The sequence below is a fragment of the Streptomyces sp. MMBL 11-1 genome, from assembly GCF_028622875.1.
Classification (GTDB): Bacteria; Actinomycetota; Actinomycetes; order Streptomycetales; family Streptomycetaceae; genus Streptomyces.
The window spans coordinates 2,449,496-2,474,403 of sequence record NZ_CP117709.1 but is presented as its reverse complement, the minus strand read 5'-3'; the positions used below and the strand labels follow the sequence as shown (position 1 = coordinate 2,474,403).

At 76.3% G+C, this 24,908-nt stretch carries 16 protein-coding genes; 4 read left to right on the top strand and 12 right to left on the bottom strand.

Features of this window, described 5'->3' with window-relative positions:
* Positions 1-134 precede the first annotated feature (134 nt).
* The 8 genes from PSQ21_RS10565 to PSQ21_RS10530 all read right to left on the bottom strand — a co-directional run bounded on the left by PSQ21_RS10565 (position 135) and on the right by PSQ21_RS10530 (position 10,599).
* Positions 135-1,982 carry a glycoside hydrolase family 3 protein gene (locus PSQ21_RS10565; RefSeq protein ID WP_274030207.1) on the bottom strand — a complete coding sequence of 616 codons (1,848 nt, stop codon included), beginning with the start codon at positions 1,980-1,982 and terminating at the stop codon, positions 135-137.
* Positions 1,983-2,260: 278 nt separating this feature from the next.
* Positions 2,261-3,049: a sugar phosphate isomerase/epimerase family protein gene (locus PSQ21_RS10560; protein ID WP_274030206.1), complete on the bottom strand. Its 789-nt coding sequence runs from the start codon at positions 3,047-3,049 to the stop codon at positions 2,261-2,263.
* Between the two features lie 176 nt (positions 3,050-3,225).
* Complete coding sequence (locus PSQ21_RS10555) at positions 3,226-3,852, bottom strand: GAF domain-containing protein (protein WP_274030205.1); 627 nt, start codon at positions 3,850-3,852, stop codon at positions 3,226-3,228.
* On the bottom strand, positions 3,836-4,681 hold the full coding sequence (locus PSQ21_RS10550; RefSeq protein ID WP_274035703.1) for a S8 family peptidase: 846 nt from the start codon (positions 4,679-4,681) through the stop codon (positions 3,836-3,838). Before PSQ21_RS10550 ends, PSQ21_RS10555 begins: the two co-directional genes overlap by 17 nt.
* A gap of 237 nt (positions 4,682-4,918) precedes the next feature.
* A complete protein-coding gene (locus PSQ21_RS10545) occupies positions 4,919-8,215 on the bottom strand; it encodes an adenylate/guanylate cyclase domain-containing protein (protein ID WP_274030204.1) in 3,297 nt (1,098 codons plus the stop codon).
* A gap of 232 nt (positions 8,216-8,447) precedes the next feature.
* Positions 8,448-8,666: an aroma-sacti cluster domain-containing protein gene (locus PSQ21_RS10540; protein ID WP_274030203.1), complete on the bottom strand. Its 219-nt coding sequence runs from the start codon at positions 8,664-8,666 to the stop codon at positions 8,448-8,450.
* Complete coding sequence (locus PSQ21_RS10535; RefSeq protein WP_274030202.1) at positions 8,663-9,418, bottom strand: iron-containing redox enzyme family protein; 756 nt, start codon at positions 9,416-9,418, stop codon at positions 8,663-8,665. Before PSQ21_RS10535 ends, PSQ21_RS10540 begins: the two co-directional genes overlap by 4 nt.
* Positions 9,415-10,599: a radical SAM protein gene (locus PSQ21_RS10530; protein ID WP_274030201.1), complete on the bottom strand. Its 1,185-nt coding sequence runs from the start codon at positions 10,597-10,599 to the stop codon at positions 9,415-9,417. Before PSQ21_RS10530 ends, PSQ21_RS10535 begins: the two co-directional genes overlap by 4 nt.
* A 320-nt stretch (positions 10,600-10,919) precedes the next feature.
* On the opposite strand from PSQ21_RS10530, the gene PSQ21_RS10525 reads away from it, so the two are divergent.
* From PSQ21_RS10525 to lanKC, 4 genes are all read left to right on the top strand, one after another.
* The gene (locus PSQ21_RS10525; RefSeq protein ID WP_179892522.1) at positions 10,920-11,081 is read left to right on the top strand and encodes a hypothetical protein; all 162 of its coding nucleotides are present in this window, start codon (positions 10,920-10,922) and stop codon (positions 11,079-11,081) included.
* A 94-nt stretch (positions 11,082-11,175) separates the two neighbouring features.
* Positions 11,176-11,328, top strand: coding sequence for a hypothetical protein (locus PSQ21_RS10520; protein WP_274030200.1), 153 nt, complete (start codon positions 11,176-11,178; stop codon positions 11,326-11,328).
* A 457-nt stretch (positions 11,329-11,785) separates the two neighbouring features.
* Positions 11,786-13,234 carry an MFS transporter gene (locus tag PSQ21_RS10515; protein ID WP_274030199.1) on the top strand — a complete coding sequence of 483 codons (1,449 nt, stop codon included), beginning with the start codon at positions 11,786-11,788 and terminating at the stop codon, positions 13,232-13,234.
* A gap of 11 nt (positions 13,235-13,245) precedes the next feature.
* A complete protein-coding gene (gene lanKC, locus PSQ21_RS10510; protein ID WP_274030198.1) occupies positions 13,246-15,852 on the top strand; it encodes a class III lanthionine synthetase LanKC in 2,607 nt (868 codons plus the stop codon).
* Here the strand turns inward: lanKC and PSQ21_RS10505 are convergent.
* From PSQ21_RS10505 to PSQ21_RS10490, 4 genes are all read right to left on the bottom strand, one after another.
* Positions 15,839-17,845, bottom strand: a complete 2,007-nt coding sequence (locus PSQ21_RS10505) for an AfsR/SARP family transcriptional regulator (RefSeq protein WP_274030197.1) — start codon at positions 17,843-17,845, stop codon at positions 15,839-15,841. The genes lanKC and PSQ21_RS10505 overlap by 14 nt on opposite strands.
* Before the next feature lie 285 nt (positions 17,846-18,130).
* Positions 18,131-21,058 (bottom strand): helix-turn-helix transcriptional regulator, encoded by a 2,928-nt coding sequence (locus PSQ21_RS10500; RefSeq protein ID WP_274030196.1) that lies wholly within the window; start codon positions 21,056-21,058, stop codon positions 18,131-18,133.
* Positions 21,059-21,137: 79 nt separating this feature from the next.
* A complete protein-coding gene (locus PSQ21_RS10495) occupies positions 21,138-21,335 on the bottom strand; it encodes a hypothetical protein (RefSeq protein WP_274030195.1) in 198 nt (65 codons plus the stop codon).
* Between the two features lie 81 nt (positions 21,336-21,416).
* Positions 21,417-24,863: a type 2 lanthipeptide synthetase LanM family protein gene (locus tag PSQ21_RS10490; protein WP_274030194.1), complete on the bottom strand. Its 3,447-nt coding sequence runs from the start codon at positions 24,861-24,863 to the stop codon at positions 21,417-21,419.
* Between the last annotated feature and the right edge of the window lie 45 nt (positions 24,864-24,908).

Here is a 24,908-nt window from a genome sequence, read left to right as displayed (position 1 = left end):
CGGCGGTGCCCCGCGTGGGCTGCGCCCTTCGGTCATCCCCCCGGCGACCGGCGGGCGCAGCCCCGTACCCCCGGCGCGGCCCGCCGGCGCGGCCCGCCGGAGCGGGCCGCGCCAGGTGCGCGGGGGTTGTCGGGCTACACCCTGTCGTAGGACAGCCCGTGGCCCACCGGATACAGCACCCGCGTCGGATCGTCCGCGCGCTGCACCGGGACCGGGAGGGTGCCCTCCGGGGCGGCCCGGCCCGCGATCACCCGGGCGGCGGCGCGCAGTTCGACGTCGGTCCAGGAGTACGCGGCGAGGCTCGCGGCGACTTTGGTCCCGGTGAGGTGGGCGACGTCGTAGGGGTTGCGGACGGCGACGGTGACCACCGGGACGCCGGTCGCGACGAGGGCCGTGACCAGGGTGCGCTGCGAGCTGGTCGCCGTGACGTTGTACGTCGCCACGACCACCACGTCCCGGCCCTCGGCGGCGGCGACCGCCTCGGCGATCTTCGCCTGGCTCGGAGCCGTACCGGTGGACAACGACCGCGCGTTGAAGCCCAGTTCGGCGAAGGCGTCCCTCAGCGTGCTGGTCGGCGGGCCCGTCGTCCCGGAGGGGGAGGCCGGATCGGCTCCCACCACCAGCAGGTCGCGGTGGCTGCGGCGGGTGAGCGGCAGCAGCGTGCCCGGGTCGGCGAGAAGGGTCGTCGTGCGCTCGGCGATCCGGTCGGCGGCGGCCCGGTGGGTGCGGCTGCCGACCGTGCGCTCGACGCCCCGCCGGCTGACGAACGGGTCCCGGAACAGGCCCAGCCGGCTCTTCAGCCGCAGGATCCGCAGGATCGATTCATCGACGCGCGCCTCGCTGATCTCGCCGCCCCGCACCGCATCCAGCACGGCGTTCCAGGCGACGGAGAGGTTCGGCGGGTTCAGCAGCTGGTCCACGCCCGCCAGCAGCGCGAGGACCGGCACGCGGTCGTCGCCGTACTTCGTGCGCACCCCCTCCATGCCGAGCGAGTCGGTGACCACCACCCCGTCGTAGCCCAGCTCCTCGCGGAGGATGCCGGTGAGGATCGGCCGGGAGAGCGTGGCCGGGTCCTCGGACGGGTCGAGGGCGGGGACCACGATGTGCGCGGTCATGATCGAGTCGATACGGGCCCGGATCGCGGCGCGGAACGGCGGGGCGTCCAGCTCCTCCCACTGCGCGCGGGTGTGGTTGATGACGGGCAGCCCGGTGTGGCTGTCGGTGCTGGTGTCGCCGTGGCCGGGGAAGTGCTTGGCGGTCGACGCGATGCCCGCGCCCTGGTAGCCCTTCACCTGCTCCGCGACCAGGGCGGCCACCGCGTCGGGGTCGGAGCCGAAGGAGCGTACGCCGATGACCGGGTTGGCCGGGTTGACGTTGACGTCGGCGTCCGGCGCGTAGTTCTGGTTGATGCCGAGCGCGGCCAGTTCGGCTCCCGCGATCCAGGCCGCCCGGCGGGTGTCGGAGCGTGAGCCGCCCGCGCCCAGGGCCATCGCGCCCGGAAGCAGGGTGGCGGGTTCGCCGACCCGGCAGACGATGCCGTGCTCCTGGTCGGTGGAGACGAGCAGCGGCAGCCGGGAGCGCCCGGCGAGGGCCGCGCGCTGGAGGCCGTTGGAGAGTTCGGCGATCTGCTGCGGGTCGCGGGTGTTGTGCGCCCAGGTGAAGTAGATGATCCCGCCGACGTGGTACGTGGAGATCAGTTCGGCGGCGGTGCGGACCCCGATCTCCTTGAGGTTCGCGTCGATGTCGGCCTGATCGGGGTCGGTGGCGGAATGCCCGTAGACCCGCATCACGAAGAGCTGGCCGACCTTCTCCTCCAGGCTCATCCCGGCGATGATCCGTCGCAGCCGGCGGTCGCTGGAGGCGTTCGCGTTCGTGGAGGGTGCGGATGCGGCGGAGGGGACGGCGAGCGCGCCGGTGGCCGCCGCCGCCGTGGCGGCCGCGGTGGCGGTGAGGAGGGTGCGTCTTGAGGTGCGGTGGGGCACGTGAGCTCCTTCCCGGGGTGAAAGAAACTTTCAAGTGAGTACGCTTATATGGAAACTAACTTCCGGTCAAGAGGCCGAGCCGCCCGCGTCACGACCCGCACGCGAACGGAGGGACGCGGAAACGCGCGGGCACACCGCTTCCCAAGGACGCGGAAACGCGCGGGCACACCGCTTCCCACGGACGCGAAAGGGCGCGCGGACACCCGCCTCCCACCGACGCGAAAGGGCGCGGGAGGTGCCGCTCCGCACCGGCCCCGCGCCCTCGCACCGCCCCGCCGCTACTGCTTCGGCGCTCCGAGCCGCAGCAGGTGCTCGCGCCCCGCGCCCAGCAGACCCGGCAGCTCCGCCACCCCCGGGTACCAGCGCTTCTCGTACTCCCAGCACACCCACGTGTCCGGGCCGAGCAGGTCCAGGCAGGCGGCCAGCGGAAGCACCCCGGAGCCCAGCGCCACCGGAGTGAGGTCGTCCGCCGAGGCGACGTCCTTCACCTGGACGTACCCCAGGTGCGGGGCGAGCACCGCGTGACTGGCGGCCGGCTCCTCACCGGCGAGCCAGGTGTGCAGCACGTCCCAGATCGCCCCGACCCGGGGGTGCCCGACCGCGGCGACGACCCGCGCGACGTCGAGGCCCGCCCGGTGCGAATCATGGGTTTCCAGCAGGATGCTCACACCCATGTCGGCGGCGGCCGGTGCGGCGGCGCCGAGCCGCCGGGCGGCCGTCGCGTCGGCCTCCGCCTGCTCCTGGTCGCCTCCGCCGGGGAAGACCCGGACGTAGGACGCGCCCAGGTCCCGCGCGAGCCTCACCAGCTCGGACAGCTCCGCCACGACCGGTTCGTCGTCCCCCTCGGCAGCCGCGTTCACATACCCGGCGAGGGCCAGGATCTCCACCCCGCCGGCCTTGAACGCCTCGACCACATCGGCCCGTTCCAGCGACGAGAGGCCCAGGTGGACCGGCTCCTCGGGGTGGACGCGCAGCTCCACCCCCCGGTAGCCGTTCCCGGCGGCGAGCCGGACGACCTCGGAGACCGGCGTTCCCGGCACCCCGAGAGTGGAGAATGCGAGCTTCATCGTGCGTGTCCTTCCCTTGTGCCGACGCCCCGCTCCTGCCCGTCGGGCAGGCCACTACTCCCGGACGCGGGGCAGGTCGCTGAACCCGCACGCGGGGCAGGTCGCTGATCCCGGACGCCGGGCCGGTCGCTGCTCGCGGACGCGGGGCCGGTGGCTGCTCCCCGGCCCCGGCCTCCTCAGCCGACGCCCCGCAGCAGTCGCTCCAGGCTACCCAGCAGCTTCAGCGCGTCCTCGCGCCGCGCGCCCTCCAGCGCGCCGGTGAAGGAGGATGCGCGCTGCTCGGCCTCCCGCACCCGCTCCGGGGTGATCACCCGCAGGGCGGCGGCGGCCTGTCGGGCGAACATCGCGAGCAGGTCCAGCTCCCGGACGCCCGACCGGGCCTGCGGGGAGGGGTCCAGCACCTCCAGCACGCCGAGGACCCGGGAGTCGCTGATGAGCGGAGCCGCCATCAGGGCGTTCGGCACGTACGCGGTCGACTCGGCCAGCGAGCGGTCGAAGGACGGATCGGCGCTCAGGTCGTCCACCACCATCGGCTCGCCGGAGGTCGCCACCCACCCGGCGATCCCGCGGCCGGCCGGGAACCGGCGGCCCACGAGGAACTCCTCGCCCTGCCCGGACACGGCCTGGAAGACCAGCTCGTCCGCCTCCTCGTCGAGCAGGAACACCGAACTGGCCTCCGCCCCGAAGATGGCGCGGGCCACGTCGACGACCGACTGGAGCAGCTCGCTGCGCGGCGCGTCGGCGACCGCGGCGGCGGTGGGGGAGAGGGAGGAGGAGGGGGCGGAATCAGTTCTCGGAGTCATCACGGATATCTCCTGCCGCAGTGGAAGGACGCGGCGCGTGGCGCACATTGGCCGCGGACAGATAGAGGGCGTTCTTGAGCTGGAAGGCCGTCATCCGCGGATGCGCGGACAGGACGCGGGCGCAGAGCCCGGCGACGTACGGCGTGGCGAAGCTGTTCCCCGTGGTGCGGATCGTCCGGCCGCCCAGCCACGGCACGGTCACGTTCTGGCCAGGACCGAAGAACTCCACCGGGGGGTCCGGGTTGTACAGGTGCAGTTCGGGGTCGTCCTCCTGGTGGCTGCCCACCGAGATCACCGAGGCGAACCGCCAGGGGAAGCTCTCCACCGGGGTGTTGTGGGCCGAGGCGACGATCACCGTACGGGCGAAGTAGGCGCTGTCGGCCAGGTTGTGCAGCTCCTGCGCGAACCGTGTGCGGGTGGTCGACAGGCTGAGGTTGACCACGTCGAAGCGCTGCTCCACCGCCCAGCGCAGCCCGGCCATCAGGACGTCCCCGGTGCCGGAGAACCGCTCCCCGAGCACCCGCACACTGTGGATCTCGCACTCCGGGGCGGTCCGGCGGACGATGCCCGCGCACGCGGTGCCGTGCCCGCAGGTGTCTCCGGTGGTCGTCGGCTCGACCGTGATCTCCCCGCTCTCCCCGTCCTTGACGACCACCCAGGAACCGGCCAGCGGGCCGATCAGCGGATGGTCCCGCTCCACGCCCGAATCCACCACGCACACGCGTACGCCGCGCCCGGTGGCGGGCCCGGCGGGGCGTCCGCCCGGCGGTCCGGCGTCCGCCAGCACCGGTACGTCATCGGGGCCGCGCCCGCGCAGACTCCAGGTCAGCCCCTGCCCCGGGGCCCCGCGTGCGCCGGGGGCCGTCCACGGCTGCCCCGGTCCCGGCCCCGGCTGCCCCGGCCCCGGCTGTGATCGTTCCGGTTGCGTGAGGGGCCGTGCCGTCTCCGTGCTCGGCCGTTCCGTTTCCGTACGCGGCCGTGCCGTCTCCGTACGCGGCCGTTGGGGCTCCGTACGCGGCTGTTCCGTTTCCGTGCGCGGCCGTTCCGGCTCCGTGGTCGTCATCGGTCAGCTCCTCTCCCTCGTCGTGGCCATGGGCCGGGGCGGGTGCGTGAGGAACCCGGCGACCCGGCGCGCCCCCGGCAGATGCCCCTTGCCCGTGAAGTGCGCCCCGGCCGACCGGGCCGAGGCCCCGGCCTCCGGCCACCGGCCCAGGGCGGCGAGCGTGTGCGCCCGGTCCAGCTCGGCCGTCGCCTGCACCAGCGGGGAATCCGTGAGCAGCGAGGCCCGGACCGCCCGGTCCGCGCGCTCGGCCGCCTCCTCCGGGCGGTCCCGCACCGCCAGCCGGGACCGCAGCCCCGCCAGGTCCACCGCGTCCGCGCGGCTCAGCCCCGAGGTGTCCCCGACACCCGCCAGCCGGACGGCCGCCCGCTCCTCCCGGCCCGCGTCCAGGTCGAGGCGGGCCGCGTCCAGCGCCACCGCCGTCCGCATCCCGGCCGCCCCCGTGCGCCGGGCCGCCGTGTCCGCCCGGTCCAGCAGGTCCAGAGCCTCCGTGCCGTTGCCGAGCAGCGCCTCCACCGTCGCCCGGAACACCGGAAGGAAGACCTCCGCCTCGGCGAACCCCAGCTTCCCGGCCAGCCGTTCCGCCTCGGCCAGGCAGCGGTAGGCGTCGTCGGGCCGGTACTGGAGCGCGTACAGCACTGCCAGCGGGCAGTTGAGGGTGACCCGCACCGTGGGCCGGCCCGCCCCGTGCGCCGCGAGCAGGGTCCGGCAGCGGATCACCGCGGTGGGCACCGGAACCGGCCCCCGCCACAGGGAGACACCGATCGCGCCGAGCGCCCCGGCCCGTTCCGGCTCCGCGCCCGCCAGCACCGCGTGCTCCAGGGCCCGCGCCTGGTCCCGCTCCGCCTCCTCGTGCCGCCCGGACCGCTGGAACTGCTGGGCGAGCCGCAGATGGGCCCGCGCCCGGCCGGCCGAGTCCCCGGCCGCCTCGAAGACCGGGAGCACGGCACGGGCCACGGCGGCGGGGCCGGGGCCCGGACCGCCCGGATCCAGCACCGCCAGCGCGAGACGGGCATGCGCGGCCTCCACCGCGTCGGACCCCGAGTCCCTTACCCGGCGGAGCAGTTCGGCCCCCTCCCCGGTGCGGCCCAGCGCCACCCGTACCTCGCCGAGCCGCCGCGTCGCCGCCGGGTCCCCGGGGCACAGGTCCACCGCCCGTTCCAGCAGACCGTGCGCCCAGTGCAGGTCGGACCGGGCGGCGGCCTGCGCCCCGGCCCGGCCCAGCGCGGCGGCGGCCCGCTCGCGCAGCCGCCGGGCCCGGTCGTCCAGCAGGCCCAGCTCCGCGCGGTAGCGGTAGGCACGCTCCAGGTGGCCGCCGACCGCGCCGTCGCCGCTCCGCAGCACGCTGGGCAGCTCCGCCGCCCAGGCATGGCGTTCCGCCTTGGCCCGCTTGGACAGCGAGGCGTAGGCGACCTCGTGCACCAGTCCGCTGCTGAACCGGTACGCCGCCGCCTCCCGGCCCCCCGGCGGCCCCGACTCCACCAGACGGCGCCGGCCCAGCACCGCCAGCACCTCCTCGACGCGTCGCCGGTGCTCGGGGGCCGCACCGGTCGCCCCGGCCGGCTGCCCGGCCTCGTGGCCCTCCCCGGCCCGCACGGACAGCTCCAGCCGGACCAGTTCCGGGGCGGTGAACTCACGCCCGATCACCGCGGCCAGGTCCACCACCCCGCGCTCCGCCCTGGCCAGGGCCCCGATGCGCGCGCCCAGCAGGGCCTGGAGCGTGGGCGGCAGGTCCTCCTCGGCGGCCGGTTCCCCCGGGCGGGAGGCGACCGCCGGGTCCGGCCGGTCGCCGACCAGGAGCTGTTCCAGGTAGAGCGGATTGCCCCCGGCCCGGGCGAGGAGCCGGTCGTCCACCGGGGCGGGCCCGCCGCCCGGACCGGCGAGACCGGCGGCGAGCCGCGCCGCCTCCTCGGGCGGCAGTCCGGTGAGCTGGAGGCGCCCCGCACCGGTGGGAAGCCCGCCCCCCTCGTCCGGCCCGTCCGCACCCTCCGCGCCGTCCGGCCCGTCGGGCCGCCCGGCGCAGAGCACCAGCACCCCCGCGCACCCCGGCCCGTCCGTCAGCCGGTGCACCGTGCGGACCAGCAGTGGGGCCGCCGCGTGCCAGTCGTCCAGCACCAGGACGACCGGGCGGGCCCGGGCGGCCCGCTCCAGGACCGCCGTCAGAGCCGCGCACATGTCCTCGAAGGGCGCGTTCGGCGTGCCGTCGCGCAGCAGGCCCCCGGACAGCAGGGCCATCGCGTCGTCGACCGCCAGCCCGCCCGCCGCGTCCTTCGCGTCGTCCGCGGGGCGGGGCGCGGGCCCGGGACCTGGCCCGGGCGGGGGCTCGGGCGTGAGCCCGGCCGCCACCAGCGAACGTACCGCGTCGGCCAGCGGGGCGAGGGTGCCGTGGTCCCCGTAACTGCGGCACCGCCCCGCGCCGTACGCGAGCACTCCGGACGCCGACCGCCGCGCCAGCCACTCCCGGACCAGCCGGGTCTTGCCGATGCCCGCCTCCCCGGTGACCCGCAGAGGTCCGGCCCCGCCGCCGTGCGCGGCCCGTTCCAGGGCGGTGTCCAGCGCCTGCCGCTCGGCGTCGCGGCCGACGAAGGGGACGTCGAAGCGGCGCAGCAGCTCGGGGTCGTCCGCGCCCAGCGCCAGCAGCCGATAGGCCTCCACGCTGTCCCGCTTGCCCTTCAGCCGCAGCGGCCCGGTGGGCTCGGCGCTCACCGTCGGGCCGGCGGCGAGCAGGGTCCCCGGGCCGATGAGGATCTCGCCGCTGCCCGCGTTCTGCTCCAGCCGGGCGGCGATGTTGACGGTCTCCCCTGAGACCAGGGCCTGCCGTGCGTCCGTGTCCGAACCCGCCACCACCTGACCGGTGTTGACGCCGATCCGGGTGGCCAGTTCGATGCCCAGGGTGGCCTCCAGCTCCTCGTTCAGCCGGGCCAGCGCCCGGCGCATCCCGAGCGCCGCCGCCAGCGCCCGGCGGGCGTCGTCCTCACGGACCACCGGTACGCCGAACACCGCCATCACCGCGTCCCCGATGAACTTCTCCGGGGTCCCGCCCCGCGCCACGATCTCCGCACTCATCGCCTCGAAGTACCGCAGGGTCACCGTGCGCAGCGTCTCCGGGTCGAGCACCCCGGACAGCGCGGTGGACCCGACGAGATCGCAGAACAGCACGGTCACCGGCTTGCGTTCGTCACCGTGCGGCGCGGCGGGGGCCGGTCCGGTCCCGGTGGCGGCGGCGGTCGCGCACGGCGTCCCGCAGGACGAACAGAACCGGGCCGTCGGCGGCAGATCCTGCTGGCACGAGGGGCAGTTCATGGCGGTCCTTCTCTCCCGGGGGCCGTGCGGTCAACGGTGGCGCGGTCAACGGTCATGCGGTCAACGGCCGTGCGGTCAACGGTGGTGCGGCCGGTGGTCGTGCGCACAAGGCGCGTGCGATCGGGCGAACGGGGCGGGCGACGCTGCCGGGACGTCGTGACGTTGCGGCCCCGGGCGGGTACGGGCCCGGTCCGTCGCCGGAGCCGGGCCCGTACCGCTGATCGGTCTCCGGTCAGAACAGCGCTCCGCCGGCGATCTCGCCGTGTGCCTGGACCTCCGGCCCCACGGCGTCCAGCCGCCTCCTGATGTCCAGCAGCACGTCCAGTTCCTGCGGGGTCAGTCCGCTCAGGACCTCGCGCTGTTCCTCGGTGAGCAGGTCCACGGGGAAGCCCGCCTCGTACAACGCGTCGGGCAGCGCGGGCCGTTCCTCGTCCTGGGGTGGTCCGGTCATGGTGTGGCTCCCATCGGTGGGACAGGTCCGGCTCCCCGCAGCGACGGCGCCGGTGCGGAGCGCCCGAGCCGGACGAACAGCTGGGTGAGCGCGTCGAGGGAGTGCAGTGCGCTGACCGCCACGGCCGCTTCGGGCCCCCGGCCGAGCGGCAGCCGGTCCAGCAGCGCGTACAGCTCGTCCAGGTGCTCCGTGTCGAGCACCGAGTGCTCCCGCACGGTCCGCAGCGCGGCGGCGGGCAGCCCGGTCAGCCGGGCGATGCGGCCGGTGAGGCCGGGGGCCGGCGCGTAGCCCTCCAGCACGGCGATGTAGCCGAGCAGGGCGACCGGGTGGTGGTGCTCGATCCAGTAGTGCTGGGACCCGACGAGCGAGGCGACCAGGGGAGGGGGCAGCGGACCCAGCGCGTCCTCGGGTGCGCCGCCCGCCGCCCGGAGGTCCTCCAGCAGCCAGGCGTCATGGCCCTCCTCCTCCCGGATGTGCTTCTCCAGGTACGCGGCGAGCGGTGCCGCCAGCGGATCGCCGGACGCGGCCCGGGCGCGAGCCCGGCCGAGGGCCAGCTCCATCAGCGGGACGGAGGCGCGGATGACGGCGTGCATGGTGCACAGATACGTCCGGTAGCGCGGCAACAGCCCATCGGACCGCCACATATGATGCGTCGCCGCCCGGAACTCCGGCTCCAGGAGGCGGAGTTTGACCCGGAGGCGTGCGGAGGCCCCCGCGCGCCCGAGCCGCGTGCCGCCGGCCACCGCGCTCATCGGACATCCGGGGCGTCGGTCTCCGGCGCCGGAGACCCGCCCGCGACGACCAGCGGTGCGTACTCCGCGCAGCCGTGGCGGCGCACGACACCCTGCGCACCCTCCCGGGCGCCGCGCACCGCGGCCGTCAGGTCCAGCAGCGCTCCGGCCGCCCCGCCCGCCACCGCAAGGGCTCCGGCCGCCGCCGCCTCGTCGCCGCCCAGAGCCCGGCAGCCGTCGCAGTAGGAGCCCGCCGGGGGGCCGGAGCCGTACCGGGCGGCCAGATGCGCGGGCCCCACCGCGCGGAGCATGCGCAGCACCGGGGACTCCAGCGCCCGGTGGCGCACGGTCGCCCAGTCGTCGACGCCGATGTGCCCGAGGTCCAGATGGGCCGGGACGGGCCGCTGGTCGACGGTGTCCTGGTTGCAGCAGGCCAGCACGCGGCCGTCGAAGGCGACCACGGGCCAGGCGGCCATCGAGCACGGCGACGCCACCGCCGGGTCGGGGCCGATCCGGGCGGGCCTCGCCCAGGAGGCCGCCCGGCCGAACGGCCGCACCTCGTTGACCAGACAGGGGACCCGGCCGCCGAACTCCTTCTCCACCGCCCGGGTGATGTCGGCGAGATACGGGTCGGACGCCCCGGTCCCGGTGAGGTGGAAGCTCACGGCCACGCCCTCGTCCCGGATCCGGTGCAGGGCCCGGAACACGTCGGCGCGCGGGACCTCCCGCTCGTGGTGGACGTCGAGGGAGGCCGAGAAATGGTCGACGGACCGGATCGCGCGCAGGATCGCGGGGGGAATCGCCTTCCCGCCCCGGCCGGTCCGGCCGGTCCCGCCGTCCCCACGGCCCCGGTGGCTCCCCGGCCGGTTGCCGTCCGGCCGCGTGTTCCCGGACCGGGCGAAGAACATGCCGCTGAGCAGCGCGGTACGGGACCCGGCGCGGTGCGCCAGCACGCTCAGCCGTTCGGCGAGCGCGGGCAGCAGCAGCGGCTCCCCGCCGGTGAGCATCACGACGTCGGGCCGGTTCTCCTCGTTGAACGAGCCGACGAAGCGCTCCAGTTGACCGGCGTCCGGCTCTTCCCGGGCGAACAGGTCCGACCCGGTCGAGCAGTGCGCGCAGCGCAGGGGGCAGCGCCGGGTGAGGCCGAGGAGCAGACCGGCGGCCGGGTAGGGCCGCCGTGAGACGAGTTCGGCGAGTTCCATGCGGGCCGCCTCCTTCTGGGCCGGGGCGCGTCGGGTGCGTACCCAGGCTGCGCGTCACCGGTTCACGGACGGTCCGGTGGGGCTTCGGCGGCGGTATGGGCCCAGGTGGGGGCGGGTGCGGGGGCCGTCGGCGAGGCCGGAAAGCAGTGCTTCCCTCCCTCCGAACTGGCCCGATACCGACGCCATACCGCCGCCGAAGCGATCGCCAGGCCCGGCTTCCTAACTTTCTCGGCAACGGCAGGCACCGGCCGGCCGCACCGGACACCGAGGGGCGCGCCCCACGGACCCGGACCCGCAGTGACGAGTGGATGGAGACCGCCATGTCCGAGAACACCAAGCCCGCCGCCGACGACACCAACGAGACCCCCGAGGTCGAGGCGCACTCCGTGCTGGACCTCCAGGAGACGGCCGTCAACGCCGACCGCGACATCATCGCGCCCCCCGGCAACTGCATCAGCGTGCTGAGCGTCGTCGAGAACTGATCCCCGCGCCGGACGCCCAGGGGCAGCTCCCTCCGGGGGTTCCGGTCGTCCCGCAGCTTCCTGTCATCGCAGTGACGAGTGGATGGAGATCGCCATGTCCGAGAACACCAAGCCCACCGCCGACGAGACCCCCGAGGTCGAGGCGCACTCCGTGCTGGACCTCCAGGAGACGTCCGTCCAGGGCGGCGACCAGACCGACGGCAACTGCATCAGCGTCCTGAGCGTCGTCGAGACGCAGCCGCTCTGATCCCACCGGGCCGTGCGCCGCGGCGGACGAGGCCGACGCCTCGCCGCCGCGGCGCCCGGACGGCGGACAGACGGTACGGGGCGGCTCCGTGACCACGGGAGCCGCCCCGCCGCAGGTCCGGCCCGTGCTGTCGCGGCTTCCGCCCCGCCCTGCCGCGGGTCCTGCCCGTTCTCCCGCGGCTTCTGCCCTGTCGCGGGTCCGCCCGCGCTGTCGCGGCTTCTGCCCCGCCCTGCCGCGGGTCCGGCCCGTTCTCTCGCGGCTTCTGCCCTGTCGCGGGTCCGCCCGTGCTGTCGCGGCTTCCGCCCAGCCCTGCCGCGGGTCCGGTCGGTTCCGCCGCGGCACCCGCCCCGCCCTGCCCCGCCGGGGGTCCGGCCCCTTCCCGCCACGTGACCCGCGTCCGCACAGCGCACGCACGTCTCTCACACCGCCCTGCCCGACGATCTCCGGGAGCCCTCCGATGGCCACGTCGCTCCGCTCCAACCGGGATTTCCGGCTGCTCTGGATGAGCGGCCTCTTCGCCGTTCTGGGCAGCCAGATGGGCGCCCTCGCACTGCCCCTGCTCATCCTCAGGGAGACCGGCTCCGCCGTGCAGGCCGGCCTCGTGGGGACGGTGTCCGTCTGCGCCGTGCTGATCACGATGCTGCCGGGCGGGGTCATGGCCGACCGGGTCGAACGCCGCCGCCTGATGCGGCTGTGCGACGTGGGGAGCCTGGCCGCGGTCACCGCCCTGACCGTCGCCGTGTGGAACGGGAGCGCCCCGATGGCGCTCGTCCTGCTGGTCGCGACCGCCGGCGCCGTGCTGAACAGCGTCTACGCCCCCGCCGCGTTCGGTCTGATGCGCGCGGTCGTGCCGCCGGACCAGATGGGCACGGCGACCGCACGCCTCCAGGCGCGCACCTCCACCGTCCGGCTGGTCGGCCCGCTCGTCGGTGGTGCGTTGTTCGGCGTGCACGAAGCCCTGCCCTTCACCGCCCAGTTCCTCGGGCTGTTCCTCTCGACGGTCTGCGTCGCCCTCGTGCGGACCCGCTCGGAGGCCAGGACCAAGGCCGGTTCGGTGTTCAGCCGCCGGGAACTCACCGCAGGTCTCACCTTCCTGTGGCAACTGCCCTACCTGCGCACGGTGCTGCTCGTCTTCGGCCTGGGCATGAACTTCGCGTTCGGCGCCCTCACCTTCACCGCGCTCGCCGTCTTCTCCGGGGGCGGGCGCTCCGGCCTCGGCGGGGGCTTCGTCATCACCTGTGTCTCGGCGGGCGCCCTCGTCGGCGCGCTGCTCGCGCCCCGGCTCGCACCCGACCGTCACGTCCGGACGCTCATCGTCATCACCTGCTGGAGCTGTGTCGGGACGGCCGCCGCGCTGGCCTGGCTCAGCAGCCCCCTGATGGCCGGCCTGTTGTGCGCCCTCTGCATGTGCCTGTCGACGATCGCCAGCATCGGCTTCCTCTCGACCCTGCTGGTCGTCACCCCGGAGGACCGGCTCGGCCGGGTGCAGAGCGCGGCGAGCTTCCTGTCCTCCGTCGTCCAGCCGTTCGGGCCGCTCGCGGGCGGCGCCCTGCTGACCGCTCTGGGCAGCCGCGCGGCCTTCGGGGTGACCGGGTGCGTGCTGGCCGTCTCGGCGGCCGTGGTGACGTTCGCCCCCTCCGTCCGGGCCGGCGCGGTCCCGGCGCCCGCCGGTACGCGGACGGCTGACGGTACGGGGACATCCGCCGGTACGCGGACGGCTGACGGTACGGGGACATCCGCCGGTACGTCGACGGCTGACGGTACGAGGACATCCGCCGGTACGCGGACGCCCGGGGAACCCGCTCCCGAACCGGCCGGAGCCGCCCGGACCCACCAGGGGACCGCCGTGGAGGAAGCCCCGGCCCGACCCACCCCCGACACCGCCGGTCGTCCCGGCGCACTCTGAGGAGGACCGCCGTGCCCGGACCGCAGCAGACCCAGCTCTACTGCCTCGCCGACCGTACGTACTACGACACCCCGGCCCGGCTGCGGGACGAGGAGACCCGCTACCCGCTGGACATCGCCCCGCCCCCCGAGGGCTGGCGCCGGACCCCGGGCGGGCTGTGGACCTCGATGCTGCCCGAACACGGTGAACCGGCCGAGCAGGGGTGGAAGATCCACGTCTCCACCGTCCCGGAGGAGGCGGAGGCGACCCTGCGCGACACCACCGGCGTCTGCCTCTCCCACCGGGTGCCGTTCAAGTTCCTCCGCAGCGAGCAGGCGCTCCTGCTGATGTCCGGCAAGTACATGTCCCGCTCCGGCGCGGGGAAGTTCCTCACGCTCTATCCGCCGGACGAGACCGTCTTCCTGCGGGTCCTGGACGAGCTGACCCGCGTCCTCGCCGGACGGCGCGGCCCGTACATCCTCAGCGACCTCCGGATCGGCGACACCCCGGTGCACGTCCGGTACGGGGCGTTCACCGCCCGCTGGTGCCGGGACGCGGACGGCGAACGCGTCCCCGCCCTGCGCCACCCCTCCGGCGAACTGGTGCCCGACGAGCGCGGGGTGGTGTTCCGGGTCCCGTCGTGGGTCACCGTCCCCGGGGCGCTGCGACCGCACCTGGCGGCCCGCGCCGCCGCCGGGGACGCCGCCTTCCCCTACACCGTCCTCTCGGCCCTCCAGTTCTCCAACGCGGGTGGGATCTACCTGGCCCGGCACCGGGAGACCGGCCGGCAGGTGGTCCTCCGCGAGGCCCGGCCGCACTGCGGGCTCGACGGGGCCGGCGACGACGCGGTGACACGGCTGCACCGCGAACACCGGGCCCTGACCGCGCTGGCCGGACTGGACTGCGTACCGGCGGTGCACGGGGTGACGACCGTGTGGGAGCACCACTTCCTGATCGAGGAGCACATAGAGGGGACCACCCTCCTGGAGGAGATCGTCGCCCGTTTCGCCCTCGTCCGCGGGGCGGGCACGGCCGCCGAACTCGCCCCGTACACCGCGTGGGTGGACTCCGTGACCGAACAGCTCACGCGGGCGCTCGCGGCCGTGCACGGGCGCGGCCTGCGCTTCGGCGACCTGCACCCCAACAACATCATCGTCCGCCCCGACGGCCGCGTCGCCCTCATCGACTTCGAGTACGCCACCGGCCTCGACGACCGGGACACCCCGACGGCGGGCGCGCCGGGCCTCCAGGCGCCCGCCGGGACCTCCGGCGCCGAGGCCGACGCCTACGCGCTCTGGGCGACCTGGCTCTCCATGCTGATGCCCCTCATGGAGATGGCCGGCCACGACCGGGCCAAGGCCCTGACCCTGGAACGCTGGGCGCGGCGCAGGTACGGCCTGGCGGCCAACGCGGGGCCCCGCCGCCCCGCGGTCCTGCGGACCGTGGCGGACGGCCGGGAGAGCGAGATCGCGGCCCTGCTCGACGGCCCCGCCCCCGACTGGGACGGCCTGCGGACCCGGCTGCTCGCCGGACTCCACGCGGGCGCGACGCCCGAACGCCGCGACCGGCTCTTTCCCGGCGACCCGAAGGCCTTCGCCACCGGCGGAAGCGACCTGGCGCACGGGGCGGCCGGCGTCCTCTACGCCCTCCACCGCATCGGGGCCCCCGTCCCGGAGGCCTGGACCGACTGGCTCGCGGCGGCCGCCCACCGGCGCGACCCCGCCTCATCCGGCGGCCTGTTCGACGGACTGCCGGGCACCGCGGCGGTGCTGGCGCTGCTCGGCCGCCCGGACGAGGCGCGGGAGCTCTTCGCCCGGGCCACCGCCGCCGCGCACCCCTCCACCTCCGCCGACCTCCTGACCGGCCGCGCGGGCACGGCCCTGGCCGCCCTGCGGCTGGCGACCGCGACCGCCGGCACGTCCGCTCCGGACCCGGAGTTGGTGGACATGGCCCTGCGCACCGCCTGGGACCTCGACTGTCTGGTCCGGGGCGAAACGGCGGCGGGCGGCGGCCTGACCGCCCCGCCCTCCGCGGGGCTGCTGCGCGGACTGAGCGGCGTCGCCCTGCTGCACCTCGAACTCCACGCGCTCACCGGCGAGGAGTGGCTGCCGCGCGCCGCCCGCACCGCCCTGTACCGGGACTCCGGCCACTGCACCGCGATGCCCGACGGCACCGTCCAGGTCAAGGACGGCCGCCGCCACCTGCTCTACCTCGACCAGGGCAGCGGCGGCTTCGCCCTGGTCGCCCGCGCCTACCTGGCCCGGCACGAGGCGCCCGCGCTCGCCGCCCTGCTGCCCGGCGTGCACAAGGGCTGCACCAACGAGTTCGTCCGCGAACCGGGGCTGTTCACGGGACGGGCCGGACTCGTCGCCACCGCACGTCAGCTGGAGCGGGGCCCGGCCGGGCCAGGAGTCCTCGCCTCCGTACGCAACCTGTCCTGGCACCTGGTCGCCGACGAGGACCGGCTGCTGGTGCCCGGGGCGGGGCTGCGGCGCTGCTCCGCCGACCTGGCCACCGGGGCGGCCGGGCTGCTGCTGGCCCTGCACTTCCTGGCCGCGGCGGAAGCCGACGGGCCCAACCACGGGGCCTCCGCCGACGCCCGTCCGCACGACCTGCTGAAGCTGCTCACCCTGGGCTGAGCGGACCGGCCGCCACCACCGCGCGGGCAGGTACGCCGATGAGATCCGGGGCCGGAGCCGGGGGCAGACCCTGCACGCGGGCCGGGGCCGGTGCGCCGGGGTGCGCGGGCGTGACCGGTACGCCGGTGCCGGCGGGTGCGCCGCCGTGCGCGAGGGCCTCCCGCTCGCGGGCGTACAGGCCGAGCAGCCTCGGCACCTCGTACAGCGCGGCATGCGCGGTGACCTCCCCGGCGGGCGAGGTCACCGCGCCGGCGTGGATGAGCGACTCGACGGCCCGGATCGCCGTCCGCTCCCCACAGCCCAGCGCCGCCGTGGCCCGGTCCAGGGTGAACCCCCCGTCCTCGGAGAGCCCCGCCAGCCGCCCCAGCACCCGACGCTCGCCGTCCGCGAGATCCCGCCAGCCGGACGCGATCCGGTCCCGTACGGAGACGTCCCCGGCGACCAGTTCGTCCAGTGCGGCCGACGGGTCCTCCAGCCGGGCCGCGTACTCCGCCAGCGGCAGATGCCGCAGCACCGCCAGCCGCATCCCGCTCACCTCCACCGCGAGGGGCAGCGCCCCGCAGGCCCGGACGATCCGCAACGCCGCACCCGGGTCGGTCCGCAGCCGCCCGGCCCCGATCAGCTTCCCCAGCAGCTCCAGGGCCTCGCCGTCCGCCGGCGCGGGCAACGCGATCCGGTGCACCGGGGCGAGCCCGGCCAACTGCCCCCGTGCGGTGACCAGTACGGAACACCGCCCGGACCGCGGCAGCAGCCCCCGTACGGCCGCCTCGCCCGGCACGTCGTCCAGGACGACCAGCGCCCGGTGCCGGGCCAGCCACCCCTGCCAGGCGTCCGCGAGGGCCCCCGCCGCCCGGACGTCCCCCGGCCCGCCCTCCGGCCCCGCAGGGGCGGCGCCCGCCACCCCGCACAGCCGCCCCAGCTCCGCCAGGACCTCCGCCGGGCCGCGCGCCGTACCGTCCTCCCGGCGCACCCGGACCTGGACGCGGCCGTCGGGGAAGCGGTCGGCGAGCAGATGCGCCGCCCGGACCGCCAGCGCCGACTTGCCCGCCCCGGCCGGGCCCGAGACGACCACCACCCGCTCCTCGCCGCCGCCCAGCACGTCGAGAAGGTCCCGCAGTTCGTCGCGGCGGCCGGTGAAGGCCCCCGTACAGGCGGGCAGCGCCACCGCGCTCACCGTCTCCCGGGCGGCGGCGGGCCGCCGGGCCTCGCGCCCCCGGCCGAGCATCGAGCGGTACAGCCCCGCCATCGCCGGACTCGGCTCCAGGCCCAGCTCGCGCGCCAGCAGCTGCCGGTAGTCGTCGTACACCGCCAGCGCCTCGGCCTGCCGGCCCGACTGGTGCAGGGAGTTCATCCAGGCGGCCCGGAGCCGCTCCCGCAGCGGATGCCGCTCCACCAGATCCCGCAGCCCGTCCACCGCGACAGCGGCCCGGCCCAGCTCGATCTCGGCCTCCGCCCAGTCCTCGAACACCGTCAGACAGCGGGCCTCCAGCCGGTCGGCCTCCTCGGCGACCTCGGCGGAGTCCCGCAGGTCGTTCAGCGGCGGCCCCTCCCACAGGTCCAGCGCCTCACGCAACAGCCGGGCGGCGCCCGGCAGGTCGCCCCGCCCGGCCGCCGCCCGCCCCGCGCGGGCCAGCGCCCCGAAGCGCAGCGTGTCCAGCTCGCCCTCGGCGATGCGCAGGAGGTAGCCCCCGCAGCCGTGCACCACCCGGTGCCGGGTCCCGTCCCCGGCCGGCCCCAGGAGGGCGCGGGCGGCACTGACGTAGACCTGGAGGTTCTTGCGGGCGGTACGGGGCGGGTCGTCCGGCCACACCGCGTCGATCAGCACACCCACCGGCACGGGGGTGTTGGGGCGGGCCAGCAGGGTGGCGAGGACCAGTCGCTGCTTTCGCGGACCGAGCTGCAGCTCACGGCCGTCCAGCCGGGCCGTGAGCGGACCGAGCAGGGAGACGTGTACCGCACCGGCGGAGCCGGTACGGGCGGGAGGTCGGGTCATCGGCGGGCCTCCGGGAACAGGGACGGGCGGCGGGCTGGGCCGTGCGGACGTCCCGATCCTGCTGCCGCCCCGGCCCCCGCGCATCGGGGCCCCGCACGCATCTTCCGCCCGGTGACCCGACCGAAACCGCCCGGCGCCCCCATGTTGCCCGCCCCGGCCCCCACGGCGGGACCGCCGGGGCGGCGCGCGGCCCGGGTCCGGGACCCTGCGGGACCACCCGGCGGTGCTTGGCCGGGCCGGGAGTGGCCGGGCCGGGGAAGGGGGCGTGGGCCCCGTGCTCGCCCCTCAGGCCGGTTCGACGGCGCACTCGGCGGCGAACTCGCACAGCGCGGCCCGGTCCGCGCGCCCGGTCTTGCTCAGCAGACTGGCCATGTGCTTCTCCACCGTGCGGGGCGAGATGGACAACTGCCGGGCGATCTGCTGGTTCCCCGGCCGCTCGGGCAGCAGGACGAACACCTCGTACTCGCGCGGGGTCACCCCGCCGGCCCGCAGCGGCGACGGGATCCGGTCCCAGCCGCCCCGGTGCTGGCCCACACTGGCCCCGGCCTGCCGCAGCGCGGCCCGGCACGCGGAGGCGACCGCCTGCACCCCGGCCCCGTAGAAGAACTCCTCGGCGGACCGCAGCCACGCCACCGGCTCACCCCACCCGTCCGCGAGGGCCGCCTCCGCGACCAGCCGCAGCCCCAGGTGGCGGGCGACCGGGAAGGGCGTGGAGACCCCGTCGAAGGACGCCATCAGCCGGGCGGCCCCGGCCGGGTCCCCCTCCCGGCCCAGCAGCACCGCGTCGGCCAGCTCCAGGAACTGCCGGTTCCAGGCGAGAGCGCCCCCCGGGGCCGCCCGCGCCTCCGCGAGATCCGCCCGGTCCGCCTCGCCCGCCAGCACCCGCAGCAGCGGGCGCAGCCCGTACCGCCCGCTCAGGTAGTAATAGCTCGGGTGGTCCGACTCCCAGGCCAGCGCCTCGTCCAGCCCCGCCGCCGCCCGCTCCCGGTCCTCCTCCAGCAGCGCCCCGAACGCCCGGCACAGCCCCGACCGGAGCGGCACCAGCAGCGACTGCTCGCCACCGGCCCGCCGGAACGCCGCCAGCGCCCGGTCCATCTCCCGGCGCCGCCCCCGGTGCGCGGCCATCGTCGCCCCGGCCAGCAGCAGATAGCGGTGGGCGGACCGGTCACCGACCCGGGCACTGGCCTCCGCCGAGCGGTCGATGATCTCCTGCGCCTCCTCCCACCGGGCGCACATCACCGCGTTCATCGCGAGCAGCCCGTCGACCGTACGGGTCAGCAGCAGGGCGCCCAGCTCGGTGGCCGCCGCCCGCGCGGAGAGCAGCCTGGCCGCGTCCCCGGTCCGCAGGAAGGCGTTCGCCCCGAGCCGCACCAACGCCTCCACCCGCCAGACCGGCAGGGCGTGCTCGGTGGAGATCGACAGCATCCGCTCCAGCGCGGCGTCCGCGGCGTCGAAGCCCTCCTCGCGCCGCAGCAGCGCCAGTAACTGCCAGGCCTGGCAGGCCACCACGGGCAGCCCCTCCGCCTCGGCGGTCTCCGCGGCCTCCCGCACGGTCCGCTCGGAATCCGCCGGATCCCGGGGCTTGTGCCCGTGCCCGTGCCCGGGAAGCAGTGCCAGATGCCCCTCGACCACCACGAGCGCGGCCCGGCGGCCCGGCGGCGGCGACGGGCCGAGCAGGACGCGGGCCGCTTCGACCTGGAGCGCCGCGTCGGCGGGGCGCTCCGCCATGACGGCCGCCCAGGCGAGTTCGATGTGGGTCCGGCCGCGCCGGGCGGCGGCCTCGGAACGCGCCGGGACCGGCGGCAGCGCGTCCGCCAGCGCCAGCGCGCCGTCCAGGTCGCCGCCCTCGGCACGGGCGACCGCCAGCGACTCGGCGACGGCGGCCCGGTCGGTCTCGGCGGCCAGCGGGTGCGCCCGCTCCAGCAGCACCACGGCGGAGCCGTGCGCTCCCGAAGCGAGCATCCGTCTTCCGGCCTCCGCGAACTGGCGGGCCGCCCCCGCCCGGTTGCCCGCGGCCAGTTGCAGCGAGGCCACGAGCTGCCGCCCGTCCTCGTCCAGCGGCTGCCCGGAGTGCTCGATGGCCCCGGCGGCGCGGCGGGCCAGCGAGGCGCGCTCGGCCGGCGCCAGCGAGGAGATCAGGGCCTCGGCGGTCAGCGAGTGCCGGAAGGTGTAGCGGTCGGGGGCCGCGCCGTCCGGCGCGATGACACCGGCCTCCACGGCCGACCGCAGATGGGTGAACAGGGCCCGGTCCTCGAAGCCGGTGACGGTCTGGAGCACGGGCACCGAGAACTGGCTGCCCAGGGTGGCCGACGCCAGCAGGAGGTCCCGCACCGGCTCGTCCAGCCGCTCCAGCCTGCGGGCCCAGCTGCGGACGATGTCCGAGGGGACCGCACCGCCCGGCTGCTCCGCCGCCTCCCACCCGTCGTCCGTCCGGCGGAGCCGGCCGGTGTCCAGCAGGTCCGCCAGCAGTACCTCCAGCAAGTACGGGTTGCCCGCCGCGTGTTCGGCCAGCCGGCGGTGCACCGCCTCGGGTATCTCCTCCGGCCGTGCCTCCAGACACGCGCCCGTCAGCGCCCGCACCCGGTCGTCGCGCAGCGGTCCCATCTCCCGCACCGTCGCGGTGTGCCGGCGCTCGGCGGAACGTACGAGGTCCAGGGCGGCGCCCGGCTCCGGGCGCAGGGTGCCCAGAAACAGGATGGGCAGATCGGCCAGGTTGTCGATGACGTACTCGACGACCGCCACGGTCTCCGTGTCGCAGTCGTGCAGATCCTCCAGCAGGATCGCGCACCCCGCCTCCCGGCCCAGCACGGACAGCAGCCGCAGCAGGGCCTCGGCCAGCTCCACGACCGTCTCCGGATAGCCGGGGGAGCCGTCCCTGCGCCACTCCGGCACCAGCCGGGCCAGCGCCGGATGGTAGGGCGCCAGCTCCGGATCGGTCGGGGTGCCCGCGGCCCGGAACCGGGAGGCCAGGGCCTCCGCGAGCGGACGGAAGGGGACGACGAGCCCGGTCGAGGTGGCCCGGCCGCGCAGCACCGGCATGCCGAGCCCGTACGCCCGGTAGGCGCACTCGCCCACCAGCCGGGACTTGCCGATACCGGCTTCCCCGAGGAGGAACAGCGCGCGCCCCGAACGCCGTTGTACGGCGTCCAGGGCGCTGCTCAGGAGTCCGATCTCCTCGTCCCGCCCGACGATGACCGGCGAAGTGGCTCGCATGGCCGCAGGCTACTGGAGCCCCACCCCCTGCGGCAGCGGGCCAATTCGGCTCAATGACACCTGAGTTGGCCGAAATCGTTCACCAGGGTGCGGTCATGGTGGTCCACGGAAGGTCGTGGCTGTAGCCGCTCTCGCCCTCCGAGGCGCTGAGAAGTCTGCCGCGCGCACCGAGGCCTCCGGTGGACCCCAAGGAGATCTGCCCGGCCGGGTGCTCGGGCGCGCCCTCGTGCGCGATCTCGCCGGACGCCTGCAGGGCCGATTCGCCGTACTGCTTCATCTCTGCCTCATCCTCTGGGTGGTCGTGGTCGTGGTGGTGGTGGTGATGTTCGTTCGTGAAACCTTGAAACCCGTGGTTCAGTCAGGGTGTCCGGGAGGGGCGCAGGAGCAGCGCGGACCCGATCCGGTCGGGGAACCCGGCCCGCAGCAGCCCGTGCCCGATCCCCGAGAGCCCGGTGAGCAGCCCCGGGTGCGGTACGCGGCCGGGCGTCCCGCACTGCGGGCCCGCCCGGTCCGCCGAGGCCAGCAGCGTTCCGGCCCGGCGCATCCACGCGGGCCGTGCGGCCGGCAGCGCGCTGTGGCCGAGGAGTTCGAGCAGCCCCGACTCTCCGTGGCACAGGCTGTCGTCGGCGAGCGGGCCGATGTCCGCCAGCTCACCGGAGCGCGCCGCGAGCCAGCCGGACAGCTCCGGGTCCGCCAGCGCCTCGGGGCTGTCCGCGATCGCCAGCGCGATCCCGGCGACCCCGTCGCACCAGGCCGGCCCGGCGGCCGTTCCCCGGGCCGCTCCGGCGCTTGTCCGGCCGGCCGCCCCGGTGGTGGTTGGCCGGAGCGCCCCGGCGGTCGTGTCGTGCGGCGCTCCGGCGGTCGTCAGGCGGGTCGCTCCGGCCGTCGCCCGGCGCAGGGCCTCCAGCCCGGCGATCCGGTGGCGGGCGTCACCCCCGGCCCCGGCGAAGCGGAGCAGCGCCCAGCCGATCCCCGCCGCCCCGTCGGCGAAGCCCCCGGTCCCGGGGAGCGGGGCGGCGGCGATCCGCTCGGCGCAGCGCTCCGCGCCACGCCAAGCCTCCGGGCGGCCGGTGGCGCCGTGCACCGCGAGCAGCGAGACGAGCCCGCCCGCCGCGCCGCCGCGCACCCCGTACCCGTCCTCGGCCGCGCTCGCCGCGCAGCTCAGCCGGACGGCCGGACCGGCCTGGTCCAGCACCTCCCGGTCGCCCAGCAGCGTGCCCACCTCGGCCAGCGCGAACGCGATGCCGCCGAGGCCCGCGAAGGCTCCGGAGCCCAGGGCCCCGAGCTCGTCGGCCCGCCCGTGCAGCGCGTCCAGCAGCCCCGGGACCGGGGCGAGCGCCTCGCGGGCCGCCTCCGCGTACCGGGAGGCGCCGGTGAGCGCGGCCAGCTGCGCCAGGAAGAGGGCGGGGCCGGTGTAACCGCCCGCGAGGTCCGCGGCCATCGACGTGAGCCGCCAGTAGCGCTCGCCGAGCAGTTCGAGTCCGATCCAGTTGGTGCGGCCCTCGTGCCGGTAGGCGAGGGAGACGAGCTGGTCGCCCACCGACCGTGCGGCGGAGAGCAGTTGCTCGGGCTCCGGGGCGGTCGCCGCGCTCCGCGACCGGCCGCCCGGCGCCGCCCGGTGCGGCGGCTCGGGCGAGGTGCTCACCATGGCGGTCCGGATGATCCGTTCCTGGTCCTGGCGGTCCACGGTGTCCATCGCGCGCACCTTCGCCTCGACGCGCGCCAGCCCCGTGGGCTCGACGCCGCCGTCGGCGGCCCGGTCGGGGGCGGCCCGGCCCTGCGGGGGCCCGTCGAGTGCGCTCCGGTCACGTGCGGTCCGGTCCTGCGGGGGCCCGTCGGGCGACGGCCGGTGGTGGGCCGGCCCCGGAACCGTACGGCCGGTGCCGCTCCACACCTCCGTACCGCCCGGCCGGGTGCCGAACACCGGCACGTCACCGCACCACAGCTCCGCCACCTCCTCGTCCTCCACTCCGGGCAGCGCGGGCACGCCCAGGAGCGGGGTGCGCAGCAACGAGAGCACGCGGTGCCGTTCGGTGGCGTCCCGCATCAGGTCGGGGTGGGTCGACTCGTCCAGCAGTGTCGTGTACGTCCAGGTCGGGCGCGGCACCACGCGCACCTCGTCCCGCGCGAAGAGCCGCAACAGCCCCCCTTCGCCCACGAGGTCGTCCCGGTGCTCGCTGATGGCGGTGTATCCGGCGCGGAAGCCGCCGCACAACGCTTCGGTGTACGCGGAGGGATCGGCCGCCACTCCGCCCAGCCGGGGCCGGTTGGCGGACTCGGTGAACCGGCCCGCCCGCCGCACCAGCCGCATGCGGTCGGTTCCGGTGTCCGCCCAGTCGGCGGTCTCGATCGGCGACGACGCGGCCCGGCCCCCGCCGATGGCGGACATGTCGAGTGCGGTGGTGTCCCCGACGAGCAACTGGGGCAGCAGACCGACCCGGTGGACCGAGTCGTGCAGGGCCCGGGCGGCCGGATCGGTGGACCGGGCGGGCCCGAGCGGTGGGTGGAACAGGGTCTCCACATCGACCAGGACCGGGTGCGGACCGCAGGCGATCACGTTCTCGTGGTGCAGGTCCGTACCGTCCAGCGTGTGCAGCAGGGCCAGCAGCGCACCCTGGCGCCGGTAGAACAGCCGGGTCTCCGCGACCGAGGCGCACGGCCGTTCCTCGACGAACTCGGCCCAGCCGTAGTCCCCCCGGTCCAGGACCCGCAGCACCCGCAGCTCCGGGGCGCCGGGCAGCGAACCGAACCACTCGGCCAGGGCGTTGAAGTGCCGGTGCGCCGCGAGCGGACGCGGCTTGTAGACCAGCCGGGCGCCGTCGGCGAACCGCAGCAGCATCACCGAGCGGCCCCCGCGATGACTGTCGCCCGCCCCGGCCTCGACCCCGGCCAGGGCCCCAGGCCCCGCGCTCCCGCCGAGCCCGCGCTCCGGTGAACCGGCACGGTCGCCGAGCACCCCCGACGGGGCCAGCAGGTGCCGGTCGGCGGCGAGCCGCGCGGCCATCTCCGCGAACGCGTCCCCCGCGTTCAGGCAGGCCGTCGCGAGGAGCCGGGCCAGCACGGGGTAGCCGGTGACGAGCAGGGCGAGACCGTCGCGGCGGGCGGTCCGCCGTACGAAGTCCCGGAAGCGCTCCTCGGACCCCTCGCCGCTCAGCCGGCCCAGCCGCCGGGCCTCGTGCAGTTCCGTGACGAGAGTGCGGGCCGCGATCCGGGACAGCCGGCGCGTCAGCTGCCGCCGGAAGTCCGCGAGGAGGGCCGAGGAGCCGTCCGCCGCCGGGCCGGCCGCCGCCCGGCCGCCCACGGCGCTGTCCGTCGCCCGGCCGCCCACCGCGCCGTCGACCGCCGGGCCGTCCTCCGCGAGCGCGTCCCGGAGCCGCAGCGCCGCCGCCTCCGCGAAGGGCGCGACGACCGGCGCGAAGCCGCTGAGTCCGGGGTACGCCCGGTCGGCGACCACCACGTCGCCCGGCGCCGCGGCGACGGCCTCCCGGGCGAAGACCGCCCAGCCGGGTTCGCCGGAGGTGCTGCTCCCGACGACGCCGGGCAGCCACCACGGCTCTCCGGCCGCACCCTCGAAGGGGGAGGGGGAGGGGAGTGAGCGCGCGGACGGGGCAGCGCCGGGCGTGCCGGAAGCGCTGTCGCCGGACGCGACGGACGTGTCAGGGGCGGAGGCGTCAGGGGCGGAGGCGTCAGGAGCGGGGGCGTCAGGAGCGGGGGCGGACGCGGCGGACGCGACGGAGACAGCGGGGGAGAGGGAGGGGGAGGGCCGGCGGGCCGTCCCTCTGTCGATCAGATCCTTCTCCGTCATCGCTCCGCACCTCCCCGGTCCTGGCCCGGCCCCGGTCGGGCCGCC